We start from the raw sequence: 15,267 nt of genomic DNA on the forward strand, positions 1-15,267 counted from the left end.
GCGAGTCAAGATGAGTGAAGCCCTCGCGCTGGCGAAGCTGTTCGACCCCGTCGAGGTCGACTGGGCACTCGGCCACGCCGCCGTCCACGGCCGGTTCGCCGAGGCCGACCTGTCCTCGATCCTGGATCACCGCCACGGTCGAGGAGCCCCGACACCCCGGCGTCGATGAACACCGGGCCAGCGAGGACCGCTCGCTCACCCAAGGCACCAGCGCCTGGGCGCAACTCGGTCAACGAGCCAGCCAGGCCGTCGAGGACGACAGCGAGGCAGCTCGATGACGACCAGGACAACTACAGCGCCGCCACTTCCCGCCGACTTGGAGGAGCTGTTGCGCCGGCTGCGGCTGCCGCATCCGTCGCCACGCACCCGAGGTCGTCGCGACCGCGAAGGCCCAACGTTGGGAACCCGCCGAGGTGCTCAAGGCGCTGTTCGCCGAAGAGGTCGCCGGCCGGGAACGCTCCGCACTGGCGACCCGCCGGGCGGCTGCGGGGTTCCCGACCGGGAAGACCTTCGATGCTTGGCAACCAGAGGCGTCCTCGATCCCGGCACCCACCCAGCAGGCGCTACGCACCCTGGAATGGGTCCACCGACCCGAGAACCTCGTGGTCGCGGGCCATCCGGGACCGGGAAGACGTTCCTACTCGAAGCCCTCGGCCAACAAGCCGTCGAACAAGGACTGAAGGTCGCCTGGTTCACCCTGGAAGACCTCGGCGTCATGCTGCGCCGGCACCGCGCCGACGACACCGTCACCAAGGCCATCGCCCGGATCCTGCGAGCAGACGTCGTTGTCGTTGACGACATTGGCCTGCTACCGGTGGCCGCGGACGCCGCCGAAGGGCTCTACCGACTCGTCGACGCCGCCTACGATAAGCGCTCGGTCGCGATCAGCTCGAACCTGCACCCATCCGGATTCGACGAACTGATGCCCAAGACACTGGCCACCGCCACCGTCGACAGGCTGCTCCACCACGCCCACGTCTGCCAGACGAGCGGCGACTCTGTGCGCCTCACCCAGGCACTCGCCGGCCAAGGAGTGAGCCCGTTGAGCTGACCGAGCTGAGCCGGTGGTGGCCGCAGGCCCCTTGGGCAGATCCCATGGCCTCCACCGGGCAGATCTCGTGACCGTCAGCGGGCAGGTTTCATGTCCGCCACTGGGCAGTTCCTACTGGCCCTTGACACAAGACAGCGAAGTGCTTCACCCTAAGCCGAATTATTGAGAAGACACAAACACTTCTTCAGGTCTGACTGAGCGCTGTGAGCGATTAGTTAGAACAACAGGCTGGACCAGGTCACGGCTCGTAGCGACCGCCAAGTGCCGGCGTGGGACGGCCTATCCCGGGGCTGTCGAAGGCTTACATGCCCAAGGGGGCGGTTTGCCTTTGGGCGCAGTCACGCCGGCCAGTACGTGCCGTACCGGCGCGCGACCTGAGCCTTCACTAGCGGCGAGCCGTCGCAGGTGCGACGCCGTAGCGACGACGGAACGCAGCCGCGAAGCGGCTCGCAGAAGAGAACCCCCACCGCGCGGCGACGTCACTGACACTCAGGTTCGGAAGGTTGATGAGATCGGCGTGCGCGCGCTGGAGGCGTACGTCGAGGAGGTATTGCGTGGGCGTGCATCCCACGGAGGCTTGGAAGCCTTCCTGGAGCCGTCTCACGCTGGTGCCGGCGACCTCGGCCATGTCAGCAGCAGTCCAAGGGCGGGCAGGATCGTCGTGCACCTGCTGGATCAGCAACTTGATGGCGCGTGGCTGAGCGCGTGCGCCCAAACGGTCGTGACCGCACGCCTCAACGAGCCCGGCGACGATCGTGCCGGCCAACTGGTGGCGCACCAAGTCGCTGTCGGCGAACAGGTCGGGGTCCCGAAGGTGGGTCGCGAGACCGGCAACGAGGTTGCGCCAAGCGCGACCGTGGCCGTGCTCGAGGTGCATCTGATCGGGAAGGAGGTTCTTCACGGTGGCTCGGTCGGGCCCGAGCAGACGTTCGACCTCGACCTCTAGCCACGAGCTGTCGAACTTGACTCCGAGAACGGTGCACGTGGCGTCCCAATGAGTGATGAGCGACGGCGTGTCGGGACGAAACACGGTGCCTTGGCCGGCCACAGATGTCACGACTCCGTGCCGGCCGGAACTTTCGAGGTGGCCTGTGATCGGCATGTTCACCTCGTAGGAACTTGGGTAGTCACACTCGATGGCGACATCGGCACCCCACCCGACGTGCCCGATGAGGACCGGGCCCAGATCGAGGGTGCGCAGCGTGAGTCGAGGTTCGTGACTGCCGCCGAGCTGCCGCAACTCGTGAGGGAAGTATGCCTCGGCGACGACGCGAGAGGCAAGGGCCCAGTCCCGGGGGGCCACTCGCCGGGCCGACTCACGCATGTGATGGACGGTACCTGAGACGCCCGTCACAAAGAAGGCGCGCAATCGGTGTCGGAATCGCGTGATCGGCGTCGCGCGGCGGCTGTGACGGACGTAACTTCGCGCCGTGGACATGCCGTCCAGACCGAGGAGGAGCCGATGACCAACACCCAGCAGCCCGTATCGACCGACAGTGCTGACCTGTCCTGGATCGATGACATCACGATGACAGCGCTCGAGCGCAACCCCTACCCGAGTTACGAGCGGTTGCGGCGGGAGGCGCCACTGGCATTCGTGCCCGTTCTCGGTACGTACGTCGCCTCCACGGCCGAGATCTGTCGCGAGATCGCCATGAGCGAGGAGTTCGAGGCTGTGATCACTCCGGCTGGGGGTCGCACGTTCGGTCACCCCGCCATCATTGGGGTGAACGGCGACATCCACGCCGACCTTCGCGGCATGGTCGAGCCCCAGCTCCAGCCCGTCGAGGTGGACAAGTTCGTCGACGACTTGGTTCGGCCGATCGCACGCCGCTACCTCGAGGCCTTTGAGGACAACGGCCGCGCCGAACTCGTGGCGGACTACTGCGAGCCAGTCAGTGTGCGGTCCCTCGGAGACCTCCTCGGGCTGCAGTCGGTCTCGTCCGATCAGCTCCGCGACTGGTTCCACAAGCTCAGCAACTCCTTCACCAATGCCGGGGTCGACGAGAACGGTGAGTTCACGGACCCCGAGCGGTTCGCTAAGGGCGACCAGGCCAAGGAAGAGATCCGTGCCATCGTCGACCCGCTCATCGACGAGTGGATCGAGAACCCCGCGGACACCGCGATCTCCCACTGGCTGCACGACGGGATGCCGGCCGGTGAGACCCGCGAGCGTGACTACATCTACCCCACGATCTACGTCTATCTGCTCGGCGCCATGCAGGAGCCAGGTCACGGGCTTGCCTCGACCCTCGTCGGCCTGTTCAGCCGGCCCGAGCAGATGGAGGAGGTCGTGGACGAGCCGAACCTCATCCCTCGCGCCATCTCGGAGGGTATGCGCTGGACCTCGCCGATCTGGTCCGCCACAGCCCGGATCACGAAGAACCCTGTACAGGTTGCCGGTGTGAATCTTCCGGCCCAGACGCCGGTGATCCTCTCGTACGGCGCCGCCAACCACGACACCGGCAAGTACGACGCGCCCACCGACTTTGACCTTCACCGGCCACCCCTGCCGCACCTGGCCTTCGGCGCCGGCAACCATGCCTGCGCCGGCATCTACTACGCCAACCAGGTCATGCGGATCGCGATGGAGGAACTCTTGGAGGCCATCCCCAACCTGGAGCGCGACGAGTCTGAGGACGTTGAGTTCTGGGGCTGGGGGTTCCGCGGTCCGACGAGCCTGACCTGCACCTGGGAGGTGTGAGGAGTGCCGTCGACGTCGACTGCGGGAAGTGTCAGCGTCGGGGGGAAGCGGGTCGAGTGCGACGAGGATCAGTCGATTCTAGAAGCCTTCCTGCGGGCTGGCGTGTGGATGCCCAACTCGTGCAACCAAGGCACCTGCGGCACCTGCAAGCTCGCCGTTCTGTCGGGTGAGGTCGACCACCGTGACTCACCACTGGAGACGCTCAGCGAGGACGAGCGAGCGGCGGGCTTGGCTCTCGCCTGCCAGGCACGACCGTGCGGTGACGCCGAAGTGGCCCTGCGTGGCGACATGGCCAACCGGGCGACGCATCCGCTCAAGGACCTGAGCGCAACCGTCGTGGGGATCGAAGACATTGCGCGTGACACCCGCCGAATCCTGCTCGGCCTCGATGAGCCGCTCGCGTTCAGCGCTGGCCAGTACGTCGAGCTCGTCGTGCCGGGGTCGGGTGAGCGACGGCAGTACTCGATGGCCAACACGGCGAGCGAGGACAAGGTTCTCGAACTTCACGTACGACGTGTCCCCGACGGCGTCGCTAGTGACAAGTGGCTCTTCGGGTCCGTCGCGGTCGGCGACCGCGTGGAGGCGGTTGGACCCTTGGGCGACTTCCACGTCGTGGACGAGTCCGACGACGGTGGCGAGCCGATGGCGCTCATCGGCGGTGGGACCGGACTGGCGCCGTTGGTGGCCATCGTGCGGACCGCGCTCGCGCGGCATCCGGACCGCCAGATCCTGCTCTACCACGGTGTCCGAGGCCAGGCGGACCTCTACGACGTCGACCAACTCGACGCCCTCGCTGCAAAGCACCCGGGGTTCACCTTCGTGCCAGTCCTCTCGGACGAGCCCGATCCCGAGCGACGCAGTGGCTTTCCCACCGACGCGTTTGTCGAGGACGTATCTGCGGCGAAGGGATGGTCGGGGTGGCTGTGCGGTCCGCCGCCGATGGTCGAAGCGGGCGTGAAGGCGTTCAAGAGGCGCCGCATGGCTCCGCGACTCATTCACCGGGAGAAGTTCACACCTGCCGACGCACTCACACCAGCACCACCTACTAACGAGGAAGCCTGACATGCCCACCCTGACTGTCCTGTATGGACCCCCGACCGACCCGGAAGCGTTCCGTCGCCACTACGAGGACGTTCATGTCCCGCTCGCACGTGCTCTCCCGGGCGCGACTGACCTGGTCTACTCACTCAACGTGGAGACCTTGGTCGGTGACAACCCTGTTTCCGCGTCCTTTCACGCGACGTTTGCGACACGCCAAGGCCTGGACGACGCACTGGCATCCCCTGAAGGGCAGGCCGCTCAGGCCGACGTTCCCAACTTCGCCACTGGGGGCGTGACCATCCTCGTCGAGGACGACTGATCCGAGAGCATCACAACCCAACGTGACACACGCCGGCGCCAACCTGGACGTCCGATGTCACGAAAACCAGGAATGAGAACGCATGCCGCAGCAGGTCAAGGCCGTCGTCGCGCTCGCCAAGGGCGAGCCGGTGCAACTCACCACCATCAACATTCCGGACCCCGGTCCGGGGGAGGCGGTGGTCAAGGTTCAGGCCTGCGGGGTCTGCCACACCGACCTGCATTACCGCGAGGGCGGGATCAACGACGAGTTCCCGTTCCTGCTGGGTCACGAGGCCGCGGGAGTCGTGGAGTCCGTGGGTGCGGGCGTGACCGGTCTGGAGCCGGGGGACTTCGTGGTCCTGAACTGGCGCGCGGTGTGCGGGAGCTGTCGTGCGTGTGACCGGGGTGAGCCGTGGTACTGCTTCGCGACCCACAATGCGACGCAGAAGATGATTTTGGCCGAGGGCTACCTGGCCGGCACCGAGCTGTCGCCGGCGTTGGGGATCTGTGCGTTCGCGGAGAAGACCTTGGTCGCGGCCGGCCAGTGCACCAAGGTCGACCCGGCGGCCCGTGCCGCCGCCGTTGGCCTGCTCGGCTGCGGCGTGATGGCCGGCCTCGGTGCCGCCATCAACACCGGCAACGTCCGACGCGGCTCCACGGTCGCCGTCATCGGCTGCGGAGGCGTGGGCGCGGCTGCGATCGCCGGCGCCGCGCTCGCCGGTGCGGCCAAGATCATCGCCGTCGACATCGACGACAAGAAGCTCGAGACCGCCAAGAAGATGGGCGCGACCCACACGGTGAACTCCTCGCAGGTCGACGCGGTGCAGGCGATCCGGTCGCTGACCCCGCCGCCGGACAGCACCGGACACGAGGGTGGCGCCGACGTCGTCATCGACGCCGTCGGCCGTCCGGAGACGTGGAAGCAGGCGTTCTACGCCCGCGACCTGGCCGGCACAGTGGTCCTGGTCGGAGTGCCGACGCCCGACATGACGATCCCCGAGATCCCGCTGATCGACGTGTTCGGTCGCGGCGGGTCGTTGAAGTCGTCGTGGTACGGCGACTGCCTGCCCTCGCGTGACTTCCCGATGCTGGTCGACCTCTACCAGCAGGGCCGGCTCGACCTCGACGCGTTCGTGACCGAGGAGATCGGCATCGACAGCGTCGAGGCTGCCTTCGACAAGATGCACGGCGGCGACGTGCTTCGCTCGGTCGTGGTCCTGTGAGCACCCCACGACGTTCTGCTCCTCCGCTGTGCTCCTCCGCACAACGCCGCAGGGACCCCGCATGAACGCGCGAGTGGACCACGCCCTCGTCTCCGGCACCTTCAGGCTCGACGGCGAGACCCACGACGTCGACAACAACGTCTGGGTCATCGGTGACGACGAGCAGTGCATCGTCATCGACGCACCGCACGACGTCGACGCGATCATGAAGGTCGTCGCCGGCCGGGCGGTGAAGGCGATCGTGTGCACGCACGCGCACGACGACCACGTGCGCGTCGCGCCGGCGCTGCGCGAGGCCACCGGTGCGCCGATCCTGCTGCACCCCAACGACAGGCCGCTGTGGGAGCTGACCCACGGTGGCGACGAGGAGGGGGCCGAACTGTGGGACGTCGACCTGTCCGACGGGCAGACGCTCACGATCGGCGGAGCTGCGATGACGGTGATCCACACGCCCGGCCACGCACCGGGTGCGGTGTGCCTCTACGTCCATGACTTGGGCTGCGTCTTCACCGGCGACACCCTGTTCAAGGGCGGTCCGGGCGCGACCGGACGTTCCTACAGCGACTCCGACCTGATCAAGAGCTCGATCCGTCGCCGGCTCTTCGAGCTCCCGGACGAGACGGTCGTGCACACCGGTCATGGGCCCGACACCACCATCGCAGCCGAGCGCGGACCAATGGTGCTTGCGTCGCAAGCGCGAGTGCGCGTGCCCCGCCTTCCGGGGGAGGAGAGCATCCCATGAGGCCCGTCTCGGTCGGGGCGACACCTTCTTCCTTGGCCTAGCCGCCGCTATCGGCCGCACCACCGTGCCCCGAGATCGTCATCCACCCGAAGGGAACCACCAGTGAGCATCGACCAGTCCGCAACCGCCGCCGCAACCGGGCTCATCCCAATCGGGGGTGTAGGAGTTGGGGTCTGAAGCCGCCGGTCTCGAGCAGGCTTCGGGCGATGTAGTTGGTCAGGTTGCGGAACCCGAGCGCGGAGCCGCGCAGGTGTTCGAGCCGTCCGTTGAGCGCCTCGGTCGGCCCGTTGCTGGTGCCGGGTCGTTCGAAGTAGGCGAGCACGTCAGCGGCTCGCTTCTTCAGGGTCCGGCCCAGGGTGGTGAGCTCGGTGAGCACCTTGGGGACGCCGGCGCTGAGGTCGGTGATCAGCGTCTCCATGAGCTCGCGGCCACGTTGCCGGTCCTCGTGGCGATAGGCGGCGATCATGCGCTGGTAGACACCCCAGGTCGCCTCGACCTCGACGTGAGCGTCATCAAGGAACAGCGTGCGTAGCCTGTCGCTCTGCTTGTCGGTGAGCAGGTCCGCGCCGGTGTGCAGCGTGCGCCGCGACTTGTAGAGCGGGTCGTCCCTGAACCCACGGTGCCCGTGGATCGCGAGTTGGACCCGGCGCCGGCACCTGTCGAGGGCGTCACCGGCCAGGCGCACGACGTGGAAGGGATCCATCACCGTGACCGCGTCCGGGATCTCCTCTGCAGCGGCGGTCTTGCCAGGACCGAGACTCCACCGACCCGGTGGTGACCCGGTGAAGCCGTCCATCGCGACCACCTCGACCGCGTCACGGAAGGCGTCGTCGCGGTCGGCGAGCCAGGTCTTGAACGCCGCCTTCGACCGGCCCTCGACCATGTCCAGCAGCCTTGCTGGGCCGGCGCCATCGCAGACCGGGGTGAGGTCGATGATCACGGTGACGTACTTGTCGCCACGCCTGGGGTGGCGCCAGACGTGCTCATCGACGCCAATGACCTTCACGCCCTCAAACCGCGTGGGGTCGTTGATCAGCAGCCGCTTGCCTTCAGCCAGGACCGCGTTGTTGGCGGTGTCCCACGCGACCCCGAGTCCCTCGGCGACACGGGCGACGGTGAGGTGTGCGACCACGATCCCTTCCAGCGCCCACCGCAGCCCGGTGCGCGAGAGCTTCGCGCGTGGCTCCGCCGCGGCGCTGGTGTCTTGGCGCCACACGTGTCCGCAGTCGGCACAGCGGTAGCGGCGCACTACAACTTCCAGCACGGTCGGTCGCCAGCCCAGCGGCTCGTGGGCCAACCACCGGATCACGGTGTCACGAGCAGCGCCTTCGCTGCCGCACCGTCGGCACCACTGATCTGGTTCCACCACGCGGCACGCGAGGACCGCACGATCCGGTTCAAGTCGTTGTCCGGTCACGCTCAGACAGAGGCCGTCGAGTCGAGCGAAGGCGGTCATGTCAGGGCGGCCGAAGCCGGCCGGCGGGGTAGCGTCGGACACGTCGAGGTCTTTCGGATGGATGGCGTAGGAACCTCCGTCGTCGGGAGACCTCGACGTCTATCTGCGGACCGGCGCGCCCGGCCGACCTACACCGTCATCTGAGAAGACCCCTGAAACGTCTTCGACGACGACGGGACCGGCGAGGAGGAGGGCGCAGTGAACTAAAGGAATGGAGCTTGCTCGGCTTCGACGCCGCCGCAAGCTCCGGTGAAACGGTCGGTACTGGTCGGTCGTCGTCGGTCACCACCGGATGGCGGCGTCCCCCACGCTCGGCGTTTGCGCAGGTCAGCGGCTCGTTCGCCCAGTGGGCGCATCAAGCGATAGACGCAAAGCCGACGTGATTAGGTCGTCGGTTCGATTCTGACAGGCGGCTCCGGCGAACAGCCCCTGACCTGCGGAAACGCAGGGCAGGGGCGGTTCGGTTCTGGTGGTCGCGCGATGCGCTGGCCTCACGGCTCTGCCCGACACCGACGTCGCTCTCCTCTGCGACGGACCCTTCGCCGGCTGAGCGCTCGCGGCCGGCATCCTGTCCGTGTGCCGATAGGCCTCGCACCGCTCGGCAACGCAGCGTGGCGTTGCGTCGCGACCTGGCGACGGCTCGGCGGGGCGCGATCGTCTCGTGCGTTGGCGGACTACGGGAGCTTGGACGCGAGGACGTCGGCCGCCAGGATCTCGGGTGCTGCGCCGAGGAGGTGCTGGTTGGCCATCAGGGCTGCGACGATGGCGCCGTTGGCGTGGGCGTCGCGAGCGGCCTCGTCGAGGAATGCATCGAAGATCCAGAAGGTGTCGGCGTGGGTCCTGACCGCGAACCAGACAATCGTTCCTACTTCTTCGTTGGCGAGCGCGACAGCGCCGACGAGCAGATCGGCGAGCGCGTCGTGCTGTCCATCGGCCGCGACGATCTTGGCGACGAAGGCATACGGAAGTGATGCGGGTGTGGACACGAGGGGTTCTCCTAGATGTCGAGGTTTCTTGGTGAAGCGAGTTCAGCGTATGACGAGCAATGCCATGTGAGAAGTGGCGTATACGGCAGTATTGCTATTGTTCGCGCCATGCGTATCGGACTGATCGCGATCGACGGCTGCTTCGGTTCGGCTGTCGCGTCGGTCATCGACATCGTGCGGGTGGCCGACGGAGCCCGCGGCGATGTCGACCCGCGGATCGACCCGATCGAACTCGCCATCCTCGGACCGAAACGGAGAGTGACCACGACGGCATCGATGACCCTGTCGGTGGACCACCCGCTGTCGGAGTCCGCAGAGTTCGACGTGGTCGTCGTCCCTGCGCTTGGAACCCTCACGGCCGCCGCTACCAACGACGCCCTCCAGAGCCGAGATGCTCGTTCGGTCATCGCCTCGCTCGGGCGCCTCGACGACGCGACCACCCGGATCGCCGCGGCGTGCACCGGCGTGTTCGCTGTCGCCGAGACCGGACGGATGCATCATCGGCGGGCGACGACCAGCTGGTTCCTGGGGCCGGAGTTCCTGAAGCGCTATCCGACCGTCGCCCTCGATCTCGACACCATGGTCGTGGTCGACGGGAACCTCGTCACCGCCGGCGCCGCGTTCGCCCACATCGACCTCGCGCTCTCACTCGTGCGATCGATCAGCCCCGACCTGGCCCAACATGTCGCCAAGCTCCTCATCATCGACGAGCGTCCGTCGCAGGCGGCCTTCGTCGCCTACGAACATCTCCGGCACGAGGACCCGATCGTCGTCGAGTTCGAACGCTTCGTGCGCGCCCGCCTGGACGAACCGTTCAACGTCGCCTTCGTCGCGCAGTCGCTCGGCACCAGCCGGCGCACCCTCGAACGACGAGTCCGTGCGGCGCTCAACCTCACTCCGCTCGGCTTCGTCCAACGGCTTCGCATCGAACGAGCTCGGCACCTCTCAGCAACCACGGACCTTACCTCCGCCGAGATCGCGCTACGGGTCGGCTACGCGAACGCCGAGACTCTGCGCTCCCTCCTGCGTAGGGAGCGACGCCGTTCCTGACCTATCGCCATGCCTGTAGCCGGTGTCCTAGTGCTCGACTGGAACCACCTCTCAGCACGTCGCGTCGACGCTCCTGCGTTGCCCCTGGACGACCCACTCGACACGCCCGCAGCACAGGCCAGGTGACGTGTCCCGGCTTCCCGGACGGTCGGGGTTGGGTGGCTGTGATGTCGCTGCGTTCTCGTCGAGGGGGTCAGCAGACTCGATCAGGGTCGATTGGGATGAGACGCGAAGGCGGTCAGGTCAGGGCGGCCGAAGCCGGCCGGCGGGGTAGCGTCGGTCACGTCGAGGTCTTTCGGATGGATGGCGTAGGAACCTCCATCGTCGGGAGACCTCGACGTCTATCTGCGGACCGACGCGCCCGGCCGACCTACATCCCATCTGGGAAGAGCCCTATTGATGTTCGTGTTCGATCGCCCAATCGATGTGAACGTCGCGTGGGACGACGAGGGCCTCCCAACCGCACTCCACGTTTTTGTTCGGGGCAACGAAGGGGACATCGGATCGGTCCACCACTTCCCGATGAGTCCTGGAACTTGTTGGCATTTGCGCCCCCATAGTGAAGGATCTCGGCCCCTACACGCGGAACGACGCCTCTCGGATCGAAGCGCAAGACGTTCTGGCGATGAACGACGACGAGTTGATCGGTGCACTGCAACAGGCGCTCGGCAAGGTCCGCATCTTTAACATGATGGGAGGCGACGACTGACCGCCTCCCAGCGTGCCAACTCGTTTGGCGGTGACTGGGTTCCTACTCCTCTATTGGTCCGGGCCAAGTCTTGATGATCCGTTCAACCATCACAGCGCTGCGTTTCCGGATGTCATCTGGTCGCCAGTGGTGCTTCCGCGTGATCTCCTTGGTCATCTGGAGGCCGGATCCGTGCTTGGCGAGAATTGCCTTCTTGTCCACGAAGCTCTTATTACCCATCTGCGAGTTCCTCCCGGAGCGTGCCAGCGTCAGGTTTCCGAGTGTGTTGACCAAGCCGGAGTAGAGGAGGTCAGCGTTTTCGCCGGGGCCTGCTCCGCTCTTCACCTCGGCGCGCCAGGCGGCGGTTGGCGTCTGCGGCATCACATGCTCCACTGTGAAGTCGTCGGCCAACACGTACTCGCCACCGGCGAGTTCAAGCTCCAACCAGGTAAGGATGAGTGTCTTCTGGAACGCCTTGCCGTGGTTGTAAAACGCCTTCGTCCCCACTTCGCGGCGAAGTTCGTCATCCGTGGCCCAGTGCTTGCCTTCGCCGGAGAGATAGCGCCTGAGGGCAACGTCAACGGGTTCCTCGCTCTCCCTCATCTGCTGCGGAGCATTGAGAAGCACCCGGTTCATGTTGTCCGTTGCCCGGCCGATCACGACCCGTCGCACGAAGTAGCTCTCTAGATACTGCATCGCCCGCGCAACCTCGGCGCTCTTGGCATGGCCGTGCTCGCGCTCCTCAAGAAAGAACATCAGGACTGGCCAGACCGTGGTCGTCTTCCACTCCTTCAAACGCTCCAGCCGGTTGCGCACGAGCTTGCTCTGTTCCCTCTCGGGCCGGAGTATCCGATCCCACAACGCACCCGCCTGCACGATGTCGTCGACCGCCCGTTTGAGGCCGGCGTTCGTAACTTTGTGCAACTTCTTCTGCTGCTCGACGTATGTCTGTCGCTGCGTGATCGCCGGGCGATCTCGAACCAGATCCAACCAGAAGAGCTGGGTCAACTCGTCCGCTGAGAACTTCTCCTCCAGTGGCCGCCACGTGTACTCGTGAAAGTCCTCTGCACTTGAACTCAACCGCATAAAGACGTAGTTCCGAATGAGATCAGCTTGGGTGAGTGGCTGACCGCGGTTGTTGAGGGACGCGAAGATTCTGTGGACGTTATCGCTGTCGTCAGCCACTACCGAAACGCACTCGAGGCCGTCCAGCACCGCTCACACCACTTCTGCCGCCGTCACTCCTTCGACGTTCTCGTCATCTCCCTGCTGCATCGACGCCAACCGCTTGAGAAAGTAGTCGTAGGCCTTCGACGCCTCATGTCCTGGTTCGAGTTCCTGGCGGTGCACGACCCGGGAGAACGCGTTTTGGTCGAACTGTGTCGGCAGCAACTTGAGGCGTTTCAATGGTCCGCCGGTCCCAGATGCCACAAGAAGGCATCGGTCGATGCGGGCACGCAGAGCCGCTGGTAGCCGCGACTCGCCATCGCGTAACGCGCAGAGGAGCAAGCTAGTCGTCAGGAGCCGCTGCTGCCCGTCGATCACCAGTCTGGCGTCGGGGGCTCCGTGCGGGGTGGGCGCTAGGAACCGAGAAAGTGCCGCTCGCCCGAATCTCCCTTTCGGTCGAGCGCAAGGTGGAGAACGTCATCCCACAGAGCCGTCCACGCGTCCCGCTTCCAGGCGTAACGACGTTGATACAGCGGCACTCGTAGTTGGTACTTGCCGGCGAGGACCGCAGCAACTCTGGTCTGGTTTGCGGAGACCATGCATGTCCCTTCTGAACTTCGACTGGCATACCCGGCTCGGTTTGCCTGCGGCCCGAGCCTAGAGGTGACGGCCTTCGCCGCCGTGCTCATCGCACCTTCTGTTGAGTCCAAAATGCGCCTGTGTCGCCTGTGTCGCCTGTGTCGCCTGGTCGACTGGTTCGGGTGCCGGTGTTACTCGAGATCGGGTTACAGCGTCGATCGATACTGCATGTCGAGTGGGGGCCAGGTGGTGACCACCTGGCTGACCTGGTCGGGCCAGGAGTAGCTTGTTACGCAATTGGGTTCGCAGAGGCCTGTTGCGACCACCGCGCGGAGAAACGCCCGCGCGTACTCAAGCGGACCGACGATCGTCGTGTTCTCGTCGTCGAAGAGGCTGAAGTAGTCGCGGCCAGTCAGCGACGCTAGCTCTGTGCGATCGCGCGGCGGAGAATCCAGGTCCAGTGTCGGCCGGTGGCACCTCTCGAAGCCGGTCTCGTAGACGTATGCAGCCGCAGCGATCCGGTCGTCGCTGTCGCGCCACACGCTGACACCCAGGGCAGTTCACCCGTGCCGGTCGGGGAGTAGCGGTCGACGTAGTCCCAGCCGGTGATGCTCTGAGCAAGGAAGACCGAGGGGTCGACGTGACGGAAGCGGTCGGGAGTGCGCAGCAACTTGCTCGGCGTCGGCAAACGAGGCGTTGCTGTAGAGGGTGCGACGATGGGTGTGCTCTCCGATCGGCACGTCGGGCCGGAAGTAGCGACCGGCGGCCGTCTGCAACATGAGTTGGCCGCGAAGCGCCTGTGCCGTCTGCTCTTTGCGCTTCTTCTTACCTGCCATCAGTCGAAACCGTCCGTCTGGACCTGTTCCCTGGGTTCGACGAGCTTGAGGACGTCGAGGTCAGCCACACGGCCCCTGGTTGCGTGGCCGGTGTCGTAGGTCAGGAGCGTGACATCGCGCCCCGAAGTGATCTTCACCGCAACCGCACGATCGACGATCTCATCGTCGTTGATCGGGAGCCGCGTGTGACGAGAAGGGTCCAGGAGAATCTCCAAGGTGACCTCCCCACGTGGAATCTCGCCCCGGTTCAATGGCGTGAAGTCCGCCTCGGTCAGCCGACCGCGTTGTCCGCGGCCTGCGACGCGGTCGAGCACAGCGAGCGCATACGCAGCCCTCCACCGGCGCTGCTGCTGGCCTGCCTTCTTCAACGAGTCGAGCTCGTCGACCACAACCATTGGGACTATCAGTCGCACCGGAATCTCGCGACACTCCAAGAGCCGGGAGAAGTCGGTGTCCTCGATCTTGGTGGCGTGGTTGATGAAGAAGCTCGTGTCCGGGACGACCAGCTTGCCACCCTGATCCCATCGGTTGATGGCGTCAGCGAATGCTGTGACCGCTTTATCGAGGGCCGCGATGCGCGCGTCGAGCTCCGAGTCGATGAGCACCCGTCCGGTCGGCGGGTTTGTGCAGATGAGCATGTGTCGCGGCGTTCGTACCAGCCGCGCGATGTCGGCGTCATGTACCTGCGTCCGCAGGAGCCGCTCGGCCTCGCTTGCCCAGTTCATGTATGTCTGCCACTGGTCAGCCGTAGAATTCTGAAGGTTCTTGGCCTGGTCACGTATCGACCCGAGGTCGCGAAGCAGGTTTACACGGTCGGCACCAGGCAGGGGACTGATCAGCATGTGCGCAGTCTTCCGAAGGCTGGGCATGTGCACGACAAGTTTCTGAGTCGTTGGCCCAGCGGGTCTTGCCGGGAGCAGTTGGAGCCGCCACTCCGGGGTCGCCTATATCGGCCTCCGCCCGATCGTGACAATCTGCGCACAGGCGCGCGGCTCGCGACGCGGAGCCCGCGACAACTGCAGCGTCGGTGCGTGGGCGTGGTCGCCCAGTTTCGGCTCAGGCCGCTCTCGGCCCTCCCTGAGCGCCCACCCTTGGTCGTCCTTCGGGATTGCCGATGCTGGGGGCTGTCTTCCCGCCCAAACCACCCTTGGGCCGCACTGGGGCCGCAGTCGAACGAAAAGCGGCCCCTGACGCTGGAAGACTTCGGAAGACGTTTCCCAGGTCAGGGGCCGTTCGGGCACCTGTACGCGGCCGTCAGGCGACGCGGGATCAGATGTCGTCGCAGAGTTGAGCCTTGGTGGGCGCAGCCGAGCCAGTTGTCGGCAACGCTCGAAAATGAGGCCGATCCGACGCTCGAAAACGAGGCCACCGGTTCGTGTCTTCTAGTCTGCCGTGTCTTGGGTTCTGATGCTGGGCAGAGTGTCGATCCCGCGGTTGCGTAGCC

15 protein-coding genes and 1 pseudogene are annotated in these 15,267 nt (G+C 65.8%); 9 read left to right on the forward strand and 7 right to left on the reverse strand.

The window, feature by feature from the left end:
- Positions 1-10 precede the first annotated feature (10 nt).
- A complete protein-coding gene (locus ACYVDA_RS06170; RefSeq protein ID WP_460816062.1) occupies positions 11-169 on the forward strand; it encodes a hypothetical protein in 159 nt (52 codons plus the stop codon).
- Positions 170-274: 105 nt separating this feature from the next.
- A pseudogene (gene istB, locus ACYVDA_RS06175) lies at positions 275-1,051 on the forward strand (IS21-like element helper ATPase IstB).
- 385 nt (positions 1,052-1,436) lie between these two features.
- Here the strand turns inward: istB and ACYVDA_RS06180 are convergent.
- The gene (locus ACYVDA_RS06180; protein ID WP_460816064.1) at positions 1,437-2,375 is read right to left on the reverse strand and encodes an AraC family transcriptional regulator; all 939 of its coding nucleotides are present in this window, start codon (positions 2,373-2,375) and stop codon (positions 1,437-1,439) included.
- A 138-nt stretch (positions 2,376-2,513) separates the two neighbouring features.
- On the opposite strand from ACYVDA_RS06180, the gene ACYVDA_RS06185 reads away from it, so the two are divergent.
- From ACYVDA_RS06185 to ACYVDA_RS06205, 5 genes are all read left to right on the forward strand, one after another.
- Complete coding sequence (locus ACYVDA_RS06185) at positions 2,514-3,755, forward strand: cytochrome P450 (RefSeq protein WP_460816067.1); 1,242 nt, start codon at positions 2,514-2,516, stop codon at positions 3,753-3,755.
- A 3-nt stretch (positions 3,756-3,758) separates the two neighbouring features.
- Positions 3,759-4,817 carry a 2Fe-2S iron-sulfur cluster-binding protein gene (locus ACYVDA_RS06190; protein WP_460816069.1) on the forward strand — a complete coding sequence of 353 codons (1,059 nt, stop codon included), beginning with the start codon at positions 3,759-3,761 and terminating at the stop codon, positions 4,815-4,817.
- Position 4,818: 1 nt separating this feature from the next.
- Positions 4,819-5,115 carry an EthD family reductase gene (locus ACYVDA_RS06195; RefSeq protein WP_349805675.1) on the forward strand — a complete coding sequence of 99 codons (297 nt, stop codon included), beginning with the start codon at positions 4,819-4,821 and terminating at the stop codon, positions 5,113-5,115.
- Positions 5,116-5,197: 82 nt separating this feature from the next.
- A complete protein-coding gene (locus ACYVDA_RS06200; protein ID WP_460816073.1) occupies positions 5,198-6,319 on the forward strand; it encodes an S-(hydroxymethyl)mycothiol dehydrogenase in 1,122 nt (373 codons plus the stop codon).
- Between the two features lie 61 nt (positions 6,320-6,380).
- Positions 6,381-7,061, forward strand: coding sequence for an MBL fold metallo-hydrolase (locus ACYVDA_RS06205; RefSeq protein WP_460816075.1), 681 nt, complete (start codon positions 6,381-6,383; stop codon positions 7,059-7,061).
- Positions 7,062-7,203: 142 nt separating this feature from the next.
- On the opposite strand, the gene ACYVDA_RS06210 is transcribed toward ACYVDA_RS06205, so the two are convergent.
- The gene (locus tag ACYVDA_RS06210) at positions 7,204-8,517 is read right to left on the reverse strand and encodes an ISL3 family transposase (RefSeq protein ID WP_460816138.1); all 1,314 of its coding nucleotides are present in this window, start codon (positions 8,515-8,517) and stop codon (positions 7,204-7,206) included.
- Positions 8,518-9,191: 674 nt separating this feature from the next.
- The gene (locus tag ACYVDA_RS06215) at positions 9,192-9,503 is read right to left on the reverse strand and encodes a putative quinol monooxygenase (protein WP_460816078.1); all 312 of its coding nucleotides are present in this window, start codon (positions 9,501-9,503) and stop codon (positions 9,192-9,194) included.
- Positions 9,504-9,611: 108 nt separating this feature from the next.
- Between ACYVDA_RS06215 and ACYVDA_RS06220 the strand changes: the two genes are divergently transcribed.
- Positions 9,612-10,553: a GlxA family transcriptional regulator gene (locus ACYVDA_RS06220; protein WP_003941078.1), complete on the forward strand. Its 942-nt coding sequence runs from the start codon at positions 9,612-9,614 to the stop codon at positions 10,551-10,553.
- Between the two features lie 559 nt (positions 10,554-11,112).
- On the forward strand, positions 11,113-11,262 hold the full coding sequence (locus ACYVDA_RS06225) for a hypothetical protein (RefSeq protein ID WP_460816080.1): 150 nt from the start codon (positions 11,113-11,115) through the stop codon (positions 11,260-11,262).
- A gap of 42 nt (positions 11,263-11,304) precedes the next feature.
- Here the strand turns inward: ACYVDA_RS06225 and ACYVDA_RS06230 are convergent, their stop codons facing one another.
- The 4 genes from ACYVDA_RS06230 to ACYVDA_RS06245 form a co-directional block, all read right to left on the reverse strand.
- On the reverse strand, positions 11,305-12,456 hold the full coding sequence (locus ACYVDA_RS06230; RefSeq protein ID WP_460816081.1) for a DUF262 domain-containing protein: 1,152 nt from the start codon (positions 12,454-12,456) through the stop codon (positions 11,305-11,307).
- A gap of 3 nt (positions 12,457-12,459) precedes the next feature.
- Positions 12,460-12,786, reverse strand: a complete 327-nt coding sequence (locus ACYVDA_RS06235; protein WP_460816085.1) for a hypothetical protein — start codon at positions 12,784-12,786, stop codon at positions 12,460-12,462.
- Between the two features lie 407 nt (positions 12,787-13,193).
- The gene (locus ACYVDA_RS06240; RefSeq protein WP_460816087.1) at positions 13,194-13,529 is read right to left on the reverse strand and encodes a hypothetical protein; all 336 of its coding nucleotides are present in this window, start codon (positions 13,527-13,529) and stop codon (positions 13,194-13,196) included.
- A 293-nt stretch (positions 13,530-13,822) separates the two neighbouring features.
- Positions 13,823-14,665, reverse strand: a complete 843-nt coding sequence (locus ACYVDA_RS06245; RefSeq protein ID WP_460816089.1) for a PIN domain-containing protein — start codon at positions 14,663-14,665, stop codon at positions 13,823-13,825.
- Positions 14,666-15,267 lie beyond the last annotated feature (602 nt).

The sequence above is a fragment of the Nocardioides korecus genome (assembly GCF_054778395.1).